The sequence below is a fragment of the Helicobacter equorum genome, from assembly GCF_900198655.1.
Classification (GTDB): domain Bacteria; phylum Campylobacterota; class Campylobacteria; order Campylobacterales; family Helicobacteraceae; genus Helicobacter_F; species Helicobacter_F equorum.
Genome location: NZ_FZPO01000027.1, coordinates 1 through 19,620 on the forward strand (window position 1 = coordinate 1; position 19,620 = coordinate 19,620).

Here is a 19,620-nt window from a genome sequence, read left to right on the forward strand (position 1 = left end):
TGGCGCGTATATCGATTATTATTCGCTTTGCAAGAATCTCCGCACCAACCAAAATACATCTTTTTCTCAACGCCCAATAGTGCGAAAAGGTGATAGTGTCCAAGCGGGGCAGGTGATTGCTGATGGTCCAAGTATGGATAGCGGTGAGTTAGCGCTTGGAAAAAATATTCGCGTGGCTTTTATGCCTTGGAATGGATACAACTTTGAAGATGCGATTGTAGTAAGTGAGCGTCTTATCAAAGAAGATACCTTTACCTCTGTGCATATTTATGAAAAAGAAATTGAAGCGCGTGAATTAAAGCATGGAACAGAGGAGATTACTTCAGATATTCCCGGTGTCAAAGAAAGCGAGATAGCACATCTTGATGAAAGTGGTATTGTGCGCATTGGGACATATGTTTCTCAGGGTATGATTTTGGTGGGTAAGGTCTCACCAAAAGGTGAAGTTAAACCTACGCCAGAGGAGCGATTGTTACGCGCTATTTTTGGCGAAAAAGCCGGGCATGTTGTTAATAAATCTTTGTATTGCCCTCCTTCTTTAGAAGGTGTGGTGGTAGATGTAAAAATCTTTACTAAGAAAGGCTATGAAAAGGATTTAAGAGCCATTAGTGCTTATGAACAAGAAAAATCTGTGTTAGATATTGAACATCATGATAGACTAACAATGCTAAACCAAGAAGAGATGGTGAGAATCTCTACAATGCTTTCTAAACAAAAACTTGTGAGTGATGCGAGCATTGGCGATAAACAATTCAAACAAGGGCAAAATATTCCTAAAGAAGATCTTGCAAATATTAATCGTTTTGCGCTTAATACATTGATCAAAAGTTATTCCAAAGAGATGCAAGTGAAATATGAACAAATCAAAGCAAACTTCTTAGAACAAAAGAAAGCTTTGGGTGAGGAACACGAGGAGAAACTTTCGATTTTAGAAAAAGATGATATTTTACCAAGTGGCGTTGTCAAGCTTGTAAAAATCTACATTGCAACAAAACGCAAACTCAAAGTGGGCGATAAAATGGCGGGGCGACATGGAAACAAAGGTATCGTTTCTAATATCGTGTCATTGGTAGATATGCCTTATACCAAAGATGGTGAGCCTGTGGATATTATTCTAAATCCACTTGGTGTGCCAAGTCGTATGAATATCGGACAGATTCTTGAAGTGCATTTAGGGCTTGTAGGTAAGAATCTAGGTAGGCAGATTGAGGATATTTTCACGCAACAAAGCCAAGCATGGATTAAAGATTTGCGTAACAAAATGCTTGAAATCTCTGAGGTTGTAAATACCGATAATCCAATTGCTACAGAATTTTTGAAAAAGCTTTCTGATGAAGAATTGCTACTATATGCCAAGGATTGGAGCAATGGTGTAAAATTTGCTATTCCGGTTTTTGAAGGCATTGAACAAGAACGTTTCAATAAGCTTTTTGAGCTTGCAAAAATTGATATGGATGGCAAAACTGAACTATATGATGGTAGAACAGGTGAAAAGATGATTGAGCGTGTGAATGTGGGATACATGTATATGCTTAAGCTTCACCATCTTGTTGATGAAAAAGTGCATGCACGAAGTACAGGACCATATAGTCTTGTAACCCAACAGCCAGTGGGTGGTAAGGCACTTTTTGGTGGACAAAGGTTTGGTGAAATGGAGGTGTGGGCATTAGAGGCTTATGGTGCAGCTCATACACTTAAAGAAATGCTTACTATCAAATCTGATGACACAGAAGGCAGAAAGGATGCTTACAAAGCTATCACAAGAGGTGAGCGTGTAGGCGAATCAAAGATTCCAGAAACATTTTATGTTTTGGCAAAAGAACTTCAATCGCTTGTGCTTGATGTAAAAGTGTATGGTGATGAAGTCGATGAAGGTGGTATGCCTAAGCCATTGGTTATCAAGGAAGATGATCGTCCTAAAGATTTTAACGCATTTCAGCTTGTTTTGGCAAGTCCAGAGAGCATACGATCTTGGAGTCGTGGCGAAGTCAAAAAACCAGAAACCATCAATTACCGCACTCTAAAGCCAGAGCGTGATGGATTGTTCTGCGCAAAAATTTTTGGTCCTGTGAGAAATTATGAGTGTCTTTGCGGAAAATACAAAAAAATGCGCTACAAAGGCATGGTGTGTGAAAAATGTGGTGTTGAAGTTACAGAATCTAAAGTAAGACGCTATAGAATGGGACATATTGAACTTGTAGCACCTGTGGCGCATATTTGGTACGTAAGCTCATTGCCAAGTCGTATAGGTACATTGCTTGGTGTCAAGATGAAAGATCTTGAGCGTGTATTGTATTATGAAGCATATATTGTAAAAGATCCTGGTGAGGCATCATATGATAATGAAGGCACAAAACCTATCATGAAATATGATGTTTTGAATGAAGAACAATATCAAAACATTTATCAACGCTTTGGGGATAAGGGCTTTGTAGCACAAATGGGTGCCGAGGCAGTGCGAGATTTGCTTGAGCAGTTGGATTTGGTGGATTTATTACAGAGATTGCGTGAGGAGGCGAGATCTACAAACTCTGAGGCTAAGAAGAAGACTATTGTGAAACGCCTTAAAGTTGTAGAAAGTTTCATTAACTCTGGTAATCGTCCAGAATGGATGATTCTCACTGCGCTTCCTGTGCTACCGCCAGATTTGCGCCCACTTGTGGCACTCGATGGTGGAAAATTTGCAGTAAGTGATGTGAATGATTTGTATCGTCGTGTGATCAATAGAAATCAACGCCTTAAACGACTTATCGAGCTAGATTCACCAGAGATTATTATCCGCAATGAAAAGCGTATGCTTCAAGAAGCAGTAGATGCACTCTTTGATAATGGCAGAAATGCAAATGCCGTGAAAGGGGCAAATAAGCGTCCGCTTAAATCGCTTTCAGAAAATATAAAAGGTAAGCAGGGAAGATTCCGTCAGAATCTACTTGGAAAACGTGTGGATTTTTCTGGACGAAGTGTTATTGTCGTAGGTCCAAACTTGCGTATGGATCAATGTGGTTTGCCAAAAAATATGGCATTAGAGTTGTTTAAACCGCATTTGTTCGCAAAACTTGAAGAAAAAGGTTATGCTACCAATCTTAAACAAGCAACCAAAATGATTGCACAAAAAAATAATGAGGTTTGGGAGTGTTTGCAAGAGATTGTCGAGGATTATCCAGTGCTTTTAAATCGTGCACCGACGTTACATAAGCAATCTATCCAAGCTTTCCATCCAAAACTTATTGATGGTAAGGCTATTCAGCTTCATCCGCTTGTGTGTTCAGCGTTTAACGCGGACTTTGATGGTGACCAAATGGCTGTGCATGTGCCTCTTTCTCAAGAGGCGATCGCAGAATGTAAGGTGCTTATGTTAAGTTCTATGAATATTTTGCTCCCCGCTAGTGGTAAGGCAGTAACCGTTCCTAGCCAAGATATGGTTTTGGGACTTTATTATTTGTCTTTAGAGAAAAAGGGTGCTAAGGGTGAGCATAAAATATTCTCAAATGCACAAGATGTGATGGTTGCTATTGATTTAGGAGAGCTAGATATTAATGCTAAGATTCGTGTTTCTTATGAACGAAGGATTATAGAAACTACCGCAGGTCGTATGATTGTTAGTTCTATCTTGCCGGATTTTGTGCCACTTAATCTTTGGAATAAAGTGCTCAAAAAACAAGATATTGGTGTGCTTGTAGATTATGTCCATAAGCATGGTGGATTAGGTATTGCCGCTACTTTCCTTGATAATTTAAAGAATCTTGGATTTAAGTATGCGACAAAAGCAGGTATTTCGATTTCTGCACCTGATATCATCACGCCTGACAAAAAACAAACAATGATTGATGAGGCGCGCGCAAGTATTCAATCTGTGCAAAGAGTGTTTGATACAGGAAATATAACCGCACAAGAACGCCATAATAGGATTGTTAATATTTGGACACGCACAAGTGATGAAATGGGTAAAATTCTAGCTCAAAAAATCAAAGAGGATAAACAAGGTTTTAACTCTATTCATATGATGGCGGATTCTGGTGCACGCGGTAGTGCAGCACAGATACGACAGCTCTCGGCTATGCGTGGCTTGATGACTAAGCCAGATGGCACAATTATCGAGTCGCCTATTACCTCAAACTTTAAAGAGGGCTTAAATGTTCTTGAGTATTTTAATTCTACGCATGGTGCGAGAAAAGGTCTTGCGGATACTGCGCTTAAGACAGCAAATGCTGGGTATTTGACAAGAAAACTTATAGATGTGAGTCAAAATGTTAAGGTAACAATTGAAGATTGTGGCACGCATGAAGGGGTTGAGATTTCAGATATTACCATTGGTGGATCGCTTGTAGAATCTTTGCGCGAGAGTGTGCAAGGTAGAGTGTTGGCACGAGATGTGATTGATCCAATTACAAATGAGATTCTCTTTAGCGAGGGTGTACTCATTGATGAAGAGATGGCATTGCGCATAGATGAAGCAGGTGTGAAAAATGTAACAATTCGCACTCCTGTAACATGTAAGGCGCCAAAGGGTGTTTGTGCTAAGTGTTATGGGTTAAACCTTGGAGAATCCAAAATGGCAAAACCTGGCGATGCAGTTGGGGTATTGGCAGCACAAAGTATCGGTGAGCCTGGAACGCAACTAACGCTAAGGACTTTCCATATTGGTGGGACTGCAAGCACAAGCCAAGAAGATGATACGATCATAGCAAATAAAGAAGGTTTTATTCGGTATTACAATATTAAAACCTTTAAAGACAAAGAGGGTAGACATATTGTGGCTAATAGACGTAATGCCGCAGTATTGCTTGTGGAACCTAAGATTAAAGCACCATTTGATGGTGTCGTGCATATCGAAAATGTCCATGATGAAGTTGTTATCACAATTGTTGGTGATAAAGATAAAGTTCATTACAATTTGCGAAAAGATGATATTGCCAAGAAAAATGAGCTTGCTGGTGTTACTGGTAAGGTTGATGGTAAGCTCCTTATTCCACATGATAGTGGCTACAAGGTAAATGCTGGTGGTAGTATCGTGGATATTATCAAAGATAGCTGGAATGTGCCACATAGGATTCCATATGGTAGTGAGCTTAAAGTGGCTGATAATGCTCCAATTGCTTGCAAAATAGAAGCTAAAGAGAAGGGAATTGTGAAGTATTATTTCCTTAACTCTGATACTTTGGAGCGCAAACGAGATGTCAAAAAAGGTATGGTGATTGATGAAAAAGGTGTATTTGCAGTGATTGCAGATGAGAATGATAGAGAATCTACGCGCCATTATATTGCACGAGATTCTAAGATTCTCATCGATGATAATAGTGCTGTAGATGTAGATAGCATCATCGCCGAACCTGTCAATAATGAAAATGTTGTGGTGGCAAAATGGGATTCTTATATCAACCCAACGATTGCGGAGGTAGCAGGTAGGGTAGAATATAGAGATATTATTTCTGGCATTACAGTAAACGAACAAGAAGATGCGATGACAGGCACAAAGATTTCTGTTGTGAGTGAGTATATTCCTGCGGATAAAAAGCCTGCTATTGTGGTAATTGATAAGGCTGGTAAGGAGCATTTCTATCCATTAGAATCTAACACAACTATTACTATCCAAGATGGTGCAATGGTTGAAGAAGCAGAACTTTTGGCAAAAACACCTAAAGCATTAGTAAAATCTAAAGATATTACCGGTGGTTTGCCACGCGTTTCAGAACTTTTTGAAGCAAGAAAGCCAAAGGATATCGCGATACTTTCAGAAATTGATGGCGTTGTAAGCTTTGGTAAAGCAATAAGGGGTAAAGAAAGAATCATTGTTACTGCAGATGATGGTCGCGTAGCTGAATACCCTGTAGATAAAAATAAGAGAATCCTTGTGCGTGTTGGTGAATTTGTCCATGCGGGCGAAGCTATGACAGATGGCGTAGTTTCAAGTCATGATATTTTGCGAATCTCTGGTGAGAAAGCTTTACACAAATATATCGTAAGTGAAGTGCAACAAGTTTATCGCAGACAAGGTGTAAATATCGCTGATAAGCACATCGAGATTATCGTTTCACAAATGTTACGACAAGTGAAGATTATCGATAGTGGTGATACGAAGTTTATCGATGGGGATTTGATTAGTAAGCGCCACTTTAAAGAAGAAAATGATCGAATTTTGAAACTTGGCGGAGAACCAGCGATTGCGGAACCGGTATTGCTTGGTATCACAAGGGCAGCTATAGGCAGTGATTCTGTAATTTCAGCGGCATCATTCCAAGAGACCACAAAAGTCTTGACAGAAGCAAGTATCGCAGCAAAAACAGACACGCTTGATGATCTAAAAGAAAATGTTGTGCTTGGTAGAATGATTCCAGTGGGAACCGGTCTTTACCACCATAAAAAGTTCAAATATAGCATCGATGAGGTAAAAGAGAGTTAATGTTGGCTCTCTAAGATAAATAAAAGTTTTGGTGGGCTATAATCCCACCATTTTTTACATTACTTTAGGAAAGGATATACGTGCCAACTATCAATCAGTTAATTCGGAAAGAGAGAAAAAAAGTTCTTAAAAAAACTAAGTCACCAGCATTGCTAGAATGTCCACAGAGAAGAGGCGTCTGCACTCGTGTGTATACAACTACTCCAAAAAAACCAAACTCTGCACTTAGAAAAGTAGCAAAGGTAAAACTCACATCTAAGTTTGAAGTCATTAGTTATATACCAGGGGAGGGGCATAACCTTCAAGAGCACTCTATTGTGCTTGTGCGTGGTGGTCGTGTAAAAGACTTACCTGGTGTGAAATATCATATCGTTCGTGGTGCTTTGGATACAGCGGGTGTTGCCAAGAGAACTGTTTCGCGCAGTAAGTATGGTGCAAAAAAAGCCAAGAGTGGCGCTGATAAAAAATAAATCACTTAAGGAAGGTTTTATATGAGAAGAAGAAAAGCTCCTGTTAGAGAGGTTTTGGGCGATCCTATCTATAATAACAAAGTAGTAACAAAGTTTATTAACAAAATGATGTACGATGGTAAGAAAAGTGTGAGTGAAAAAATCATCTATGCCGCTTTTGATAAAATTGAAGAAAAAAGTGGTGAAAAAGGAATTGAGGTTTTTGAAAAAGCTTTGGAAAAAGTCAAACCACTTGTAGAAGTGCGTAGTCGTAGAGTGGGTGGTGCTACATATCAAGTGCCAGTAGAAGTTCGCCCTGCTAGACAGCAATCACTTTCTATCCGATGGATTTTAGAAGCTACAAGGAAGCGTAATGAACGCACTATGGTAGAAAGATTGGCAAACGAATTGATGGATGCAGTTAATGATAGAGGCGCTGCATTTAAGAAAAGAGAAGATGTGCATAAAATGGCAGAAGCCAATAAAGCATTTGCACATTATCGTTGGTAATATGAGTTTAAGGACTAGATATGGCGAGACAAACTCCACTAAATAGAATTAGAAATATAGGTATTGCGGCGCATATTGACGCCGGTAAGACAACAACTTCAGAGCGAATCTTGTTTTATACTGGGGTTAGCCACAAAATTGGTGAAGTGCATGATGGTGCTGCGACAATGGACTGGATGGAACAGGAAAAAGAAAGAGGTATTACTATTACTTCTGCTGCAACGACTTGTTTTTGGAAAGATTATCAAATAAATCTTATTGATACTCCCGGACACGTGGATTTTACCATTGAAGTAGAACGATCTATGCGTGTGTTGGATGGTGCTGTAGCAGTGTTTTGTTCTGTAGGTGGTGTGCAACCACAAAGTGAAACCGTTTGGAGACAAGCCAATAAATATGGTGTGCCAAGAATGGTGTTTGTCAACAAAATGGATAGAATTGGAGCAAATTTCTATAATGTTGAAACACAGATTAAACAACGTTTAAAGGCTAATCCAGTACCGGTTAATATACCAATTGGAGCAGAAGAAAATTTTAAGGGTGTAGTGGATCTTATTGGCATGAAAGCCATTGTTTGGAATGATGAATCTATGGGTGCTAAATATGACATAGAAGATATTCCAGCAGATCTTATGGATAAGGCACAGGAGTATCGCGAAAAACTTCTTGAATCTGTGGCAGAGCAAGATGAAGTGCTGATGGAAAAATATCTTGGTGGCGAGGAACTTAGTATTGAGGAAATTAAAAAAGGTATTAAAGCTGGTTGTCTTAATATGAGTCTCATTCCTATGCTTTGTGGTTCTAGCTTTAAAAATAAAGGTGTACAAACACTTTTAGATGCAGTGGTAGATTTTCTTCCTGCACCTACAGAGGTTGCAGAAATTAGGGGTATTAATCCTAAAGATGAGAGTGAGATTAGTGTAGAATCTAGTGACAAAGGTGCGTTTGCTGGTCTAGCATTTAAGATTATGACCGATCCATTTGTGGGACAACTTACATTCGTGCGTGCTTATAGAGGTATGTTAGAATCTGGAAGCTATGTATTAAACTCTACCAAAGGTAAAAAAGAGCGTGTTGGTAGACTTTTAAAAATGCATTCAAATAAGCGAGAAGACATTAAAGAAATTTATGCCGGTGAGATTTGTGCCTTTGTGGGCTTAAAAGACACACTTACTGGGGATACATTGTGTGATGAAAAAGAGCCGGTTATTTTGGAGAGAATGGAATTTCCAGAGCCAGTGATTCAAATTGCAGTTGAACCGAAGACAAAGGCAGACCAAGAAAAAATGTCCATTGCTTTAGGGAAGCTTGCTGAAGAAGATCCAAGCTTTAGAGTAAGCACACAAGAAGAAACAGGGCAGACTCTCATTGGTGGTATGGGAGAATTACATCTAGAGATTATTGTTGATAGATTAAAAAGAGAATTCAAGGTTGAAGCGGAAGTAGGGCAACCTCAAGTTGCATTTAGAGAGACAGTGCGTAGTGCAGTTGAGCAAGAATGCAAATATGCTAAACAATCTGGTGGTAGGGGACAATATGGACATGTCTTTATTCGCTTGGAGCCAAAAGAGCCTGGTAGTGGATATGAATTCATAAATAATATCAGTGGTGGTGTGATTCCAAAAGAATATATCCCTGCTGTGGATAAGGGTATCCAAGAAGCTATGCAAAATGGTGTTTTAGCAGGGTATCCTGTGGTGGATTTCAAAGTTACATTATATGATGGAAGTTATCACGAAGTGGATTCTTCGGAAATGGCATTTAAGATTGCTGGATCTATTGCATTTAAAGATGCGTGTAGGAAGGCTAATGCAGTGTTGTTAGAGCCACTTATGAAAGTAGAAGTGGAAGTTCCAGAAGAATATATGGGTGATGTGATAGGGGATTTAAATCGTAGAAGAGGACAAATAAATTCTATGGATGATCGCATGGGACTTAAAATTGTGAATGCTTTTGTACCATTGGCTGAAATGTTTGGATACTCTACGGATTTGCGTTCTGCAACACAAGGGCGCGGTACTTATACAATGGAATTTGACCATTATGGAGAAGTTCCTAATAATATTGCTAAAGAGATTATGGAGAAACGCAATTCCTAGATTCTCTTATGCATCTTTGACTCATGACATCTCTAAAGCTTGCAAAAGGATTAGAGATGTATCCTGTTTGTCTAGTTAGTTATTGTGTGTGATATAACAATCCCTCTGCTACTTTTTGAACCTGTGTATTTTGAAATGTCTGATGCATTTGATATGTGGTAAAATCTTGTGTTAATACAATATCTGCAAGTGTGAGTGCAAACTCCATAGCTGTCGCTGGTCCTTGAGAGGTGAGAATATGATCTTCAAAATATACATTCTGATGTATAAAGTTTGAAGTTCTAGTTTTATCTCGCACTTCATGTTGGCATGATGGATAACAGGTAAAATTATTCTTTAACACACCAAAATGTGCCAAAACAATAGGAGAGGCACATAGAGCAGCAATAAGCTTATGTTGTTGATAAAAATCTGTGAGAATCTCTCCTAACTGATGGTGTTGACACATGCGTTGCATATTTTCATAGCCACCTGCAAGCGCAATGCACGCATAATCTTGGTAGCTTTTACTTTCAAGTATATCATCTGTGTATAGTGTAATATTATGTGCGCCTACAACTTTTTTGTGAGATTCTAGTGAGAGAATTTCTATTGGGATTTGGACTCGGCGTAAAATATCCACAATGCTTATAAGCTCAATTTCTTCAAACCCTTTTGCAATTGGCACAATAACTTTTTTCATATAATCTCCTTTCTATGTGTGTAGGAATGCGACATTATACAAAGTTTGGTAAAATGGTCTAAAAATTTAGGAGAGAGCCTAAAGTATGCCACAAACAATCCAAGAAAGCGCTACAGATATTGCACTCGAAGAACCAACGCTATATCAAGTTATACTATTGAATGATGATTGGACAGCGATGGATTTTGTTGTGAGTGTGTTGGTGCAAATTTTTGAAAAAAGTAACGATGAGGCAGTAGAGATTATGCTAAAAATCCACAAAGAAGGTTCTGGGATATGTGGCATATATCCTTATGATATAGCTGAATTAAAGGCAAAGATTACTCTTGATTTGGCAAAAGAAAATGGCTATCCACTTCGCGTAGAAACAAAACAACTTTAAAGGCATGTAATGACACATAATTTACCTCTTATTATTAGTGAAGCAACAGAAATTGCAAAAGAAATGCAACATAATATTTTGACAACAGAACATATTTTTTTGGCACTTTTATATAGTAAAGAAGGTAGCGAGTTTTTGGGGAAGTTTGGTGGCAATGTGAGTGAAATGGCGAGTATCACTTATGCATATCTTAAACGCTACATTCCAAGTGCTCAAAAACTTGATGATATGCCTATACATACACCATCTTTGGAGAGAATCTTTGGATTAATGATGGGACATTTACAAGCACAAGGAAGAAAGAAACAACCTGATATTGGAGATTTTATTGCTGCAGTGCTTGAAGAAAAGCAATGTTATAGCGCTAAGATACTGCATTCTCAAGGCATTGATCGATATTCTGTGCTGACGTATCTGACACAAAAACAAGAGCAAAAAGCCGATAATGGTGAACAAAAACAAGCAAGTTATCTTGCACAATTTGCCAAAAATCTCACACAAGTCGCTATCGATGGGAAAATTGATCCTATCATTGGGCGTAGCGAGGAGATTTTGCGTATTAGTGAGATTTTATGTAGGCGCAAAAAAAATAACCCCGTGCTTATTGGTGAATCTGGAGTGGGTAAGAGCGCAATAGCCGAAGGATTAGCATTAGAGATTAGTAAAAAACGAGTGCCACAAGCCTTGCATAATGCACAGATTTTTATGCTTGATCTTGCTGCTATGGTGTCTGGAAGTAAATATCGTGGCGATTTTGAAAAACGCCTTAAGGGTGTGCTAACTGAACTTGAAGCAATTCCAAATAGTATCGTGTTTATTGATGAGATACACACCATTGTAGGCGCGGGTGCAGCAAATAGCTCAAGTCTTGATGCCTCTAATCTCCTTAAACCCGCTTTGGCTAATGGATCTTTGCGTTGCATTGGTGCGACAACTTTTAATGAATTTAAGCAGACTTTTGATAAAGACAAAGCGCTTTTGAGGCGTTTTTGTAAGGTAGAGGTTAAAGAACCCAGTGTGGAAGATTGCTATAAAATTTTAGAGGGCTTAAAGCCCATTTATGAAAAGTTTCATAATGTCAAATATACAGAATCTGCATTACAAGCTTGTGTAGATCTCTCTCATCGTTATATTACAGATAGGTTTTTGCCCGATAAAGCGATTGATTTGCTTGATGAAAGTGGTGCATATTTTAAGATAAATGCCATAGATTCTATTCCTGTCATCAAACTAAAAGATATTGAACTCATTATCTCAAAGAGTGTGCATATCCCAAAAACGCAAGTCAATCGTGATGAAAGCAAAGTGCTTAAAAATTTAGAAAAAATGCTAAAAAAACGCATTTTTTCACAAGATAAGGCAATTACAGAAGTTGTGCGTGTCATCAAGAAAAATAAAGCTGGTTTAGGTGAATCTAATAAGCCTATTGGAAGTTTTGTATTTGCAGGACCAAGTGGTGTAGGGAAAACAGAGCTTAGTATAGAGCTTGCCAAGGCATTAGGAATTGCATTTGTAAAATTTGATATGAGTGAATATATGGAGTCACATTCCATATCTCGACTTATTGGGGCGCCGGCAGGTTATGTGGGATTTGAGCAAGGGGGATTGCTTGTAGATTCTATACGAAAACACCCTTATTGTGTATTGTTGCTTGATGAGATTGAAAAGGCACATAGCGATATTTATAATGTGCTTTTACAGGTGCTAGATTCTGCAAGTCTGACAGATAATGCAGGTAATAAAGCGGATTTTAAAAATGTCATTGTGATTATGACAAGCAATGCTGGAAGCAAGGAAGGCAACACGCTAGGGTTTAATGCTGACAATAAGGGTAAGAGTGAGGGAGCGATTAAATATCTTTTTTCTCCAGAGTTTCGATCGCGTCTTGATGGAGTAGTGCATTTTAGCACTCTTGGCGTGGAAGAATATCGTTTGATCGCACAAAAATATCTAGAGGATCTTAATCAGAATCTAGCAAGTAAAAATATTGAATTGTTGCCAGATTCTAAAGTACTTCAATACTTAGCAAATCAAAGTGTGGATAATGCTCTAGGTGCTCGTGAAATACGACGATTGATAGATACACAAATTAAGCTACCACTTAGCGATGAAATTCTCTTTGGCAAACTTAAAAAAGGTGGCAAGGTAAAAATTACTATACAACATCAAGCTCTACACTTACAGGTGCTCACCCACTCATAAATGTTTCATGCGATACAAGAAACTTGCGATAAGTTTGGGTTTGAGTAAGGGTATGTGTCGTGCTATTGGTATTGTGTGTATGTGCGTGTTATGCTTTTGGATTAGAGGTTACAGAGTTTAGAATCTACCAAAAGCAATCTCTAGATTCTGTGCGTTATTTGGTGAGTGAAAAATACGATGGAATTCGTGCTGTATGGGATTCAAAATATTTAAAAACCAAGAGAGGTAATCTCATTTATGCACCGCAGTGCTTTTTTGCAACAATTACCACCTTTTGGGCTTGATGGAGAATTATGGATAGGATATGGGAAGTTTTGAAGAGATTCAAGGTCTTGTCAATACCAAACTACATGCGAGCAATGGGCTAGTGCGCAGTATCTTATCTTTGATTTTCTTAGTTGCGGAGTTAGGGGGAGGGATTGCACATTGAGTGAGCATTTGGAAGAGGTGAGAAAATTTATAGATACACATAATCCACCAAATACACATCTTACCGCACAGCACGCTATATGGGTCCAAGACAAAACTGCTTTTGATACATATGTCGATGCTTTTGCGCACCAATCCTCCAAAAATAGGTGCTATTATTACCTATCAATACACAGGTTTTAGCAAAAATGGCATTCCCAAACACACGAGATTTTTAAGGATATATGATGAGTAGGTATTTTCTTATGATTAAGGCTATTTTAAAGCTATGTGGTTAGAATAACCGCTTATCAAAACCCCTATGGAGCCCTAACAATTATGGATAATTCCCTAGATAATGCCTTACTTGCACATTGTGCGAAACAATATGGCACGCCTTTGTATGTATATGATTTTCAATCCATTACCACGCAATTTGAAGCCTTTAAGAACGCTTTTAAGGCACGCAAGTCTCTTATTTGTTACGCCCTAAAGGCAAACTCTAATCTTAGTATCATTAATCATCTTGCTAAGCTTGGTTCAGGTGCGGATTGTGTGTCTATCGGTGAAGTGCGACGCGCAATTATGGCAGGAATCCCTAAGTATAAGATTATTTATAGTGGCGTGGGTAAGCGTGATGAGGAAATACGCGAGGCATTGATGAGTGATATTTTGTTTTTAAATGTCGAAAGCAAGGTAGAATTAGAGCGTATAGAATCTATTGCCAAAGATTTGGGCGTAGTGGCGAGAATCTCTGTGCGTGTTAATCCCAACATCGATGCTAAAACACATCCTTATATTTCCACAGGCTTACATGAAAATAAATTTGGCGTAGATATTCAAAGTGCCAAGCAAATGTATATTTTTGCCAAAAATTCTCCCCACGTAGAGCCGATAGGCATACATTTTCATATAGGTTCACAACTCACGGATTTAGATCCCATTAAGCAGGGTGCCAAAAAAATTGCCGAGCTTACTCATAGCCTTTTGGCACTCAAGATTGATATTCGCTTTTTTGATGTAGGCGGTGGTGTAGGTATTCGCTATACAGATGAGTGTGAGATTTCATTATATGATTATGCACAGGTGATTTTAGATGCATTACGTGGACTTGATGTGACTATTATTTGTGAGCCAGGTAGATATATCGTGGGTAAAAGTGGCGTGCTTGTGAGTAGTGTGCTTTATGAAAAAGATAATGGACACAAGCGTTTTGTTATTGTTGATGCCGCGATGAATGATCTTATGCGTCCAGCCCTTTATGATGCTATCCATACTATACAGATTGTGCAAAAAGATGGTGCAGTATGCCAAGAATCGCAAGAAGCATCGCTACAAACTACCTCTACACAAACTTTTTCACGAGCTGATGTTGTTGGGGCAATTTGTGAATCTAGTGATTTTTTAGCAAAAAATGTTGAGTTGCCACCTTTGGCACATGGTGATATTATTGCATTTGCAAATGCCGGAGCATATGGCTATAGCATGGCACACACTTATAACACAAGGGCACGAGCCCCAGAAGTAGGAGTGTTAGATAACAAAGATTTTCTTATTAAACCTGCCGATCGTTTTGAAGCTATGGTTGCTGATGAGTTGGAAATCTTAGATAAGAGGCGCAGGTTGGTAGTAGATTCTCTAGAAAGTGGGCGATAACATGGCACAACACAATGTCAATGATGATAAGCATTTGCATACATTACGCAAGAGTATTGATGAGGTTGATACACAGATTTTACAATTACTCAAAGATCGTATGAAGCTTGTGCATCAAGTAGGGGTGCAAAAGCACCAAAGCGGTAGTTCTATCTATCGCCCAGAGCGCGAGATAGCGATTGTTGAGCGTTTGAGTGCAGAGCTTGGAGATGAGGATTTTTTGGACAAAAAGGCAGTGAGTGCGATTTATCAAGAGATTTTTGCGATTTCTCGCAATCTTGAAATGCGCCAAAAAGTCGCATTTTTGGGTCCTATTGGGAGTTATACACATCAAGCAGCACGAGAGAGATTTGGTGCGATGAGTGAGTATATCGCGCTAAATACTATTCCAGCGGTGTTTAAGGCACTTGAGCAAAAACGCGTGAAGTATGGTGTTGTGCCTATCGAAAATAATACAAATGGTGTAGTTGGTGCCACTATAGATCATTTAAATAGCTCTGATTTAAAGATTATTACAGAATTGGTGCTTCCTATTCATCATAGCTTTATTTCTAGATGTGAGCATTTAAGCCAACTTCGCAGAATCTATTCCAAAGATATAGCATTTGGGCAATGTAGCGAGTTTTTGAAATCACATAATTTAGATGAATTGGAGTTTATCTCCGTAGATTCGACGGCTAAAGCTGCGCAAATTGCAAGTGAGGATCCACAGAGTGCGGCGATTTGCTCCAAAGTTGCTGCTAAGTTGTATGAGATCCCTATAATGTTTGAAAATATTGAGGATACCCACGATAATCGCACACGCTTTGTGGTGGTGAGTGATTTTGTCAATGCGCCGAGTGGTAATGACAAAACTTCTGTGTTTGCGACTTTACGAAACTATAAGGAAACGGCTGCACTCTTTGGGTTGTTGGAGGATTTTAAACATTTTGGTATTAATTTAACAAAAATAGATTCTCGCCCTATTAAGTCCAAGCATAGTTTTGCCTTTGGCTTTTTTATCGATTTTAAGGGACACTATCTTGATGAAAATATCCAAGCACTTTTTGCAAAGCGCAAAGAAGAATTAAAGTGGCTTGGGAGCTATGTTGCAGGGTTTGATTTTGAGTGAGATGATAAAGGTGAGGAAATGATTGAGTTTTCACCCATTGCTTTAGATGCGCAAGAGATTTTTGGGCAATATATGATGCAAGATAATATCGCGCTTTCTGATATGAATTTTACAAATTGTTTTATGTGGCGTCATGCGCGAGAGATACACTATGCGGTGGTGGAAGGTACGCTGATCATTCAAACCTGCTATCAAGGTAGTGAGCCTTTTGTATTTTTTCCTATAGGCGCATCTTCTACTCCCCACGCATTGCATGTTTTAGAAGTATTAAAGACGCATTATCAAGCACTTGGCTTTGGATTGCACCTTGCTTCACTTAGTAAACAGCAAGCTAGTGCGATAGATTCACATTTTGGTGTGCAGAGCGTGGCAGTGCGAGAAAAATTTGATTATATCTATGATGTGGCAGAGCTTATTGCACTCAATGGGCGAAAATATCACAAGAAAAAAAATCATTTAAATGCTTTTTTGCAAGAATATGGTAATTTTGTGTTTGAGAAAATTAGTGTGCATAATATCCCTGCAATTCTTGAGGCATATGAGAAGTGGTTTGGGGCGAATCCAAATAAAAGTGATGGCTTACGATTTGAATACCTTGGCATACAAGATGCACTAAATGCGTATGAAAATCTAGGGTTACGGGGTGGTGTGATTTTTATTGATGGAAAAGTTGGGGCATTTAGCTTTGGTGAAGTGCTTACGTGTCATTTGGCGTACGAACAAGGTGATCTTACGCAGCTATCAAGCGGAGAATCTTATATAAACAAATCTGGCAAGGTTGCTGTTATGCATGTTGAAAAAGCAGATTCACAATACCGCGGAATCTATCAAGCTATCAATCAGCAAGTGTTACAGCATTGTTTTAGTGATTGTGTGTGGGTCAATCGCGAAGAAGATTTGGGAATAGAGGGACTACGCAAAGCAAAGCAAAGCTATCAACCTGCATTTTTGCTTGAAAAATTTAGGGTTATCATACAAGGATAGATGTGGAGCAGTATCTAGCACTTAGGGCTTCTGCTGGTAGTGGCAAGACTTTTGCCCTAGCTTTGCGCTATGTGTATTTATTGTGTAAGGGTGCTAAGCCTTATGAGATTTTAACGCTCACTTTTACCAACAAAGCCTCGCATGAGATGCGTCATAGAATCTCCCAAAGCCTAAAGAATCTCCTCCAAGACACACAAAATAACACACTTACAGACAATGTATTTTTTAAAGAACTCCAAAAAAATGGTATTACCCAAAGCTTCATACAGCAACACATTGCACGCATTTATGATGAATTTAATCAAACACATACGCGTATTACAACAATAGATTCATTCTTTTATACGATTTTGCAAAAGTTTTGCTGGTATGTGGGTGTGGCAAGTGATTTTAGGATTGGTAGATATACACAAAAAGAGATTTATGAGCGATTTTTACAATCTTTTAGTCCAAATGAATTACGCGATTTTGTGCGATTTTGCGATCAATATTTTGCCACAAACCAAAAGATCCTGAATTTTTTGGATATTTTGTGGCATTATGATGAGCTAGAGGAAGTTTTTTCACGTTTCACCCTAAACACGCCACTAAAGCAAATCACACAAGCCATAGAATCTAAAGTCGCCTTTTTGCAGGCAAAAATTACGAATATCGAGGGGATTAGCCAAAGTGGCATTAATGCTTTTGCAGACACAAAGATAGAAACTCTTGCTACCAAAAAATGGGTGATTGATGGCTCACAATATCATTATTTTAAAAAATTAAAGATTCAATTCCTAGATTCAGAATTTGAAGTGTTGCGAGAGCTACTTAGACAATATTTTTCTTGCAAGGAAAATGAGATTTTTTCGCGTGTGTTTTTATATATTGCAAAATTTAGAACCATAAAAAATACCTATCTTAGTCAGACAAATATTTTGAATTATTATGATATTACATATAAGGTTTTGGAGTTATTATACGCTCATCACGATCGTGCATTTTTTTATTTTCGGCTTGATGATAAGATTATGCATATTTTACTTGATGAGTTTCAAGACACAAGTGTTGTGCAATACCAAATCCTCTTGCCATTGATTGAAGAGATCCTCTCTGGTAGTGGAAGAATCCAAGATCGTAGTGTGTTTATGGTAGGCGATACAAAACAAGGTATTTATGGCTTTAGAGGAGGTTTTAGCGAGGTATTTGACACAATGGTGCAAAGACTTAAGGTCGATGAGTTAGCCTATAATTATCGGTCAAGTAAATATGTGCTGGAGTTTATTAATACGATTTTTGGCACACAATATGGGGCAAGTTATATCCCCCAAAAGCTTAAAAACCAAGATTCACAAGGCTTTGTGTCGGTGCGATTTACAAACACACAAGATTCACAAGCAATGAGTGATGAGGTATGTGAGATTATATATCAAAGTGTGTGCGAATTATTAGAACATGGCGCTAAGCTCGATGAAATTACGATTGTGACCTTTACAAATCAAGAAGTCGAAATGTTGCGCGATTTTCTCAAATTTCGCGATCCTAGTTTGCAAATTATTGTCGAAACCTCACAAAATTTCTTTGATACTTTTCCGTGCAATGTGCTTATCAATGCCTTGTATTATGCTCATACGCAAAATATACTCTATGCATACAATATAGCTAAACTTTTGGGCAAGGAATTGTTTTGGAATCCACCACTTCCTACCTCCGTGACTAATTGCGCACAATATGTTTATGAAGTTATAGAATCTTTACACTTAGGATGTGCAGCAAGTATGCGGTTTTTGGAGCAGACGTGTGAGTATGAAAGCATACAAGATTTTCTTCAAGCCTATGAGTTACTTGAAGTCAATGCACCAAAAGAAAGCTCTTATGGCATTAGGATTATGACTATCCATAAATCTAAGGGATTAGAGTTTAAACACCTTATTGTCAGTGATTCGCTAAAAATGAAGCTTGGCACATCATATAGCAAGATTGTGTATGAATACAAAGGTATTAATTTGGTTAATGCGTATTATGCATATGGTGGGCGAGAAAATATTGATAGTGCTTATAAAACCGCCAGGGATGCCAAAAATACGCTAGATGAGATGGAAAGCCTTAATCAACTCTATGTTGCTTTTACGCGTGCAAAACAAAGCCTTATTGTCGTAGCCAAAAGTGCCAAATCGCGTTTTGAGCGCCTAAATCTTATGCCTTGCACACAAGGGAGTTTAAAATCTAATGAGATTACGCCACATACACCCAAACAAACACAAGTGCTAAAAAATCCTTATACGCCACTTCCAAAGTTTGGAAGACAAGGGGATTTTATGCGTATAGAATCTGATAATGAGCCACAAGAATTTTCTATAGAATCTATCCTCTTTGGGAAGGCATTGCATAGTTATTTTGAGTATTTGTTGGGGAAACAATGCACACCACAAGATCAAGAACAGATGCAACATATCGCGCACAATCTCTATGGCTTTGTGCTTCCGCAACATACACTACAAGTAGTGCAAGATACATTTTTGCGTGCAATCCATAATCAAGAATTTATGGAACTCTACACATCTCACAAGGTGCATACGGAGGTATCATATTTGCATAATGGAAGATTTTTTAGGGTGGATGCTATTTTGCAAGATGATAATGAGCTTATCGTGTTAGATTACAAAAGTTCCCATCTTCCAAGAGATGAGCATTTTACGCAGGTCAAAGAATATGTAGAATTTTTGGGTATGCTAAGTGGTAAGCCTACAAGGGGTTA

The 19,620-nt window shown here is 38.5% G+C and carries 14 protein-coding genes; 13 read left to right on the forward strand and 1 reads right to left on the reverse strand.

Annotated features, from left to right (window positions below):
• The 4 genes from rpoC to fusA form a co-directional block, all read left to right on the forward strand.
• Positions 1–6,400: DNA-directed RNA polymerase subunit beta' (gene rpoC, locus C6H22_RS05310; RefSeq protein ID WP_104694297.1), on the forward strand; the 6,400-nt coding region annotated here is incomplete at its 5' end.
• Positions 6,401–6,480: 80 nt separating this feature from the next.
• Positions 6,481–6,870 (forward strand): 30S ribosomal protein S12, encoded by a 390-nt coding sequence (gene rpsL, locus C6H22_RS05315; protein WP_095627520.1) that lies wholly within the window; start codon positions 6,481–6,483, stop codon positions 6,868–6,870.
• A gap of 21 nt (positions 6,871–6,891) precedes the next feature.
• A complete protein-coding gene (rpsG, locus tag C6H22_RS05320; RefSeq protein WP_095627519.1) occupies positions 6,892–7,359 on the forward strand; it encodes a 30S ribosomal protein S7 in 468 nt (155 codons plus the stop codon).
• A gap of 20 nt (positions 7,360–7,379) precedes the next feature.
• Positions 7,380–9,458, forward strand: coding sequence for an elongation factor G (fusA, locus tag C6H22_RS05325; RefSeq protein WP_104694298.1), 2,079 nt, complete (start codon positions 7,380–7,382; stop codon positions 9,456–9,458).
• 79 nt (positions 9,459–9,537) lie between these two features.
• Here fusA and C6H22_RS05330 read toward each other — a convergent pair whose 3' ends face one another.
• Positions 9,538–10,140: a DJ-1 family glyoxalase III gene (locus C6H22_RS05330; protein ID WP_104694299.1), complete on the reverse strand. Its 603-nt coding sequence runs from the start codon at positions 10,138–10,140 to the stop codon at positions 9,538–9,540.
• An 85-nt stretch (positions 10,141–10,225) separates the two neighbouring features.
• On the opposite strand from C6H22_RS05330, the gene C6H22_RS05335 reads away from it, so the two are divergent.
• The 9 genes from C6H22_RS05335 to C6H22_RS05370 all read left to right on the forward strand — a co-directional run.
• Complete coding sequence (locus C6H22_RS05335; protein ID WP_104694300.1) at positions 10,226–10,522, forward strand: ATP-dependent Clp protease adaptor ClpS; 297 nt, start codon at positions 10,226–10,228, stop codon at positions 10,520–10,522.
• Positions 10,523–10,531: 9 nt separating this feature from the next.
• Positions 10,532–12,724, forward strand: a complete 2,193-nt coding sequence (locus tag C6H22_RS05340; RefSeq protein ID WP_104694301.1) for an AAA family ATPase — start codon at positions 10,532–10,534, stop codon at positions 12,722–12,724.
• A 59-nt stretch (positions 12,725–12,783) separates the two neighbouring features.
• Positions 12,784–13,008 carry a hypothetical protein gene (locus C6H22_RS05345; protein WP_104694302.1) on the forward strand — a complete coding sequence of 75 codons (225 nt, stop codon included), beginning with the start codon at positions 12,784–12,786 and terminating at the stop codon, positions 13,006–13,008.
• Positions 13,009–13,028: 20 nt separating this feature from the next.
• Positions 13,029–13,154: a hypothetical protein gene (locus C6H22_RS09015; protein WP_267892029.1), complete on the forward strand. Its 126-nt coding sequence runs from the start codon at positions 13,029–13,031 to the stop codon at positions 13,152–13,154.
• A 117-nt stretch (positions 13,155–13,271) separates the two neighbouring features.
• Positions 13,272–13,388, forward strand: a complete 117-nt coding sequence (locus C6H22_RS09175) for a hypothetical protein (protein ID WP_382275444.1) — start codon at positions 13,272–13,274, stop codon at positions 13,386–13,388.
• A gap of 83 nt (positions 13,389–13,471) precedes the next feature.
• Positions 13,472–14,788 carry a diaminopimelate decarboxylase gene (gene lysA, locus C6H22_RS05355; RefSeq protein ID WP_104694304.1) on the forward strand — a complete coding sequence of 439 codons (1,317 nt, stop codon included), beginning with the start codon at positions 13,472–13,474 and terminating at the stop codon, positions 14,786–14,788.
• 1 nt (position 14,789) lies between these two features.
• The gene (pheA, locus tag C6H22_RS05360; protein WP_104694305.1) at positions 14,790–15,899 is read left to right on the forward strand and encodes a prephenate dehydratase; all 1,110 of its coding nucleotides are present in this window, start codon (positions 14,790–14,792) and stop codon (positions 15,897–15,899) included.
• Between the two features lie 18 nt (positions 15,900–15,917).
• Positions 15,918–16,883, forward strand: a complete 966-nt coding sequence (locus C6H22_RS05365; RefSeq protein ID WP_104694306.1) for a DUF2156 domain-containing protein — start codon at positions 15,918–15,920, stop codon at positions 16,881–16,883.
• Positions 16,884–16,885: 2 nt separating this feature from the next.
• Positions 16,886–19,620 (forward strand): RecB-like helicase (locus tag C6H22_RS05370; protein ID WP_104694307.1); only part of this gene is annotated, 2,735 nt, incomplete at its 3' end.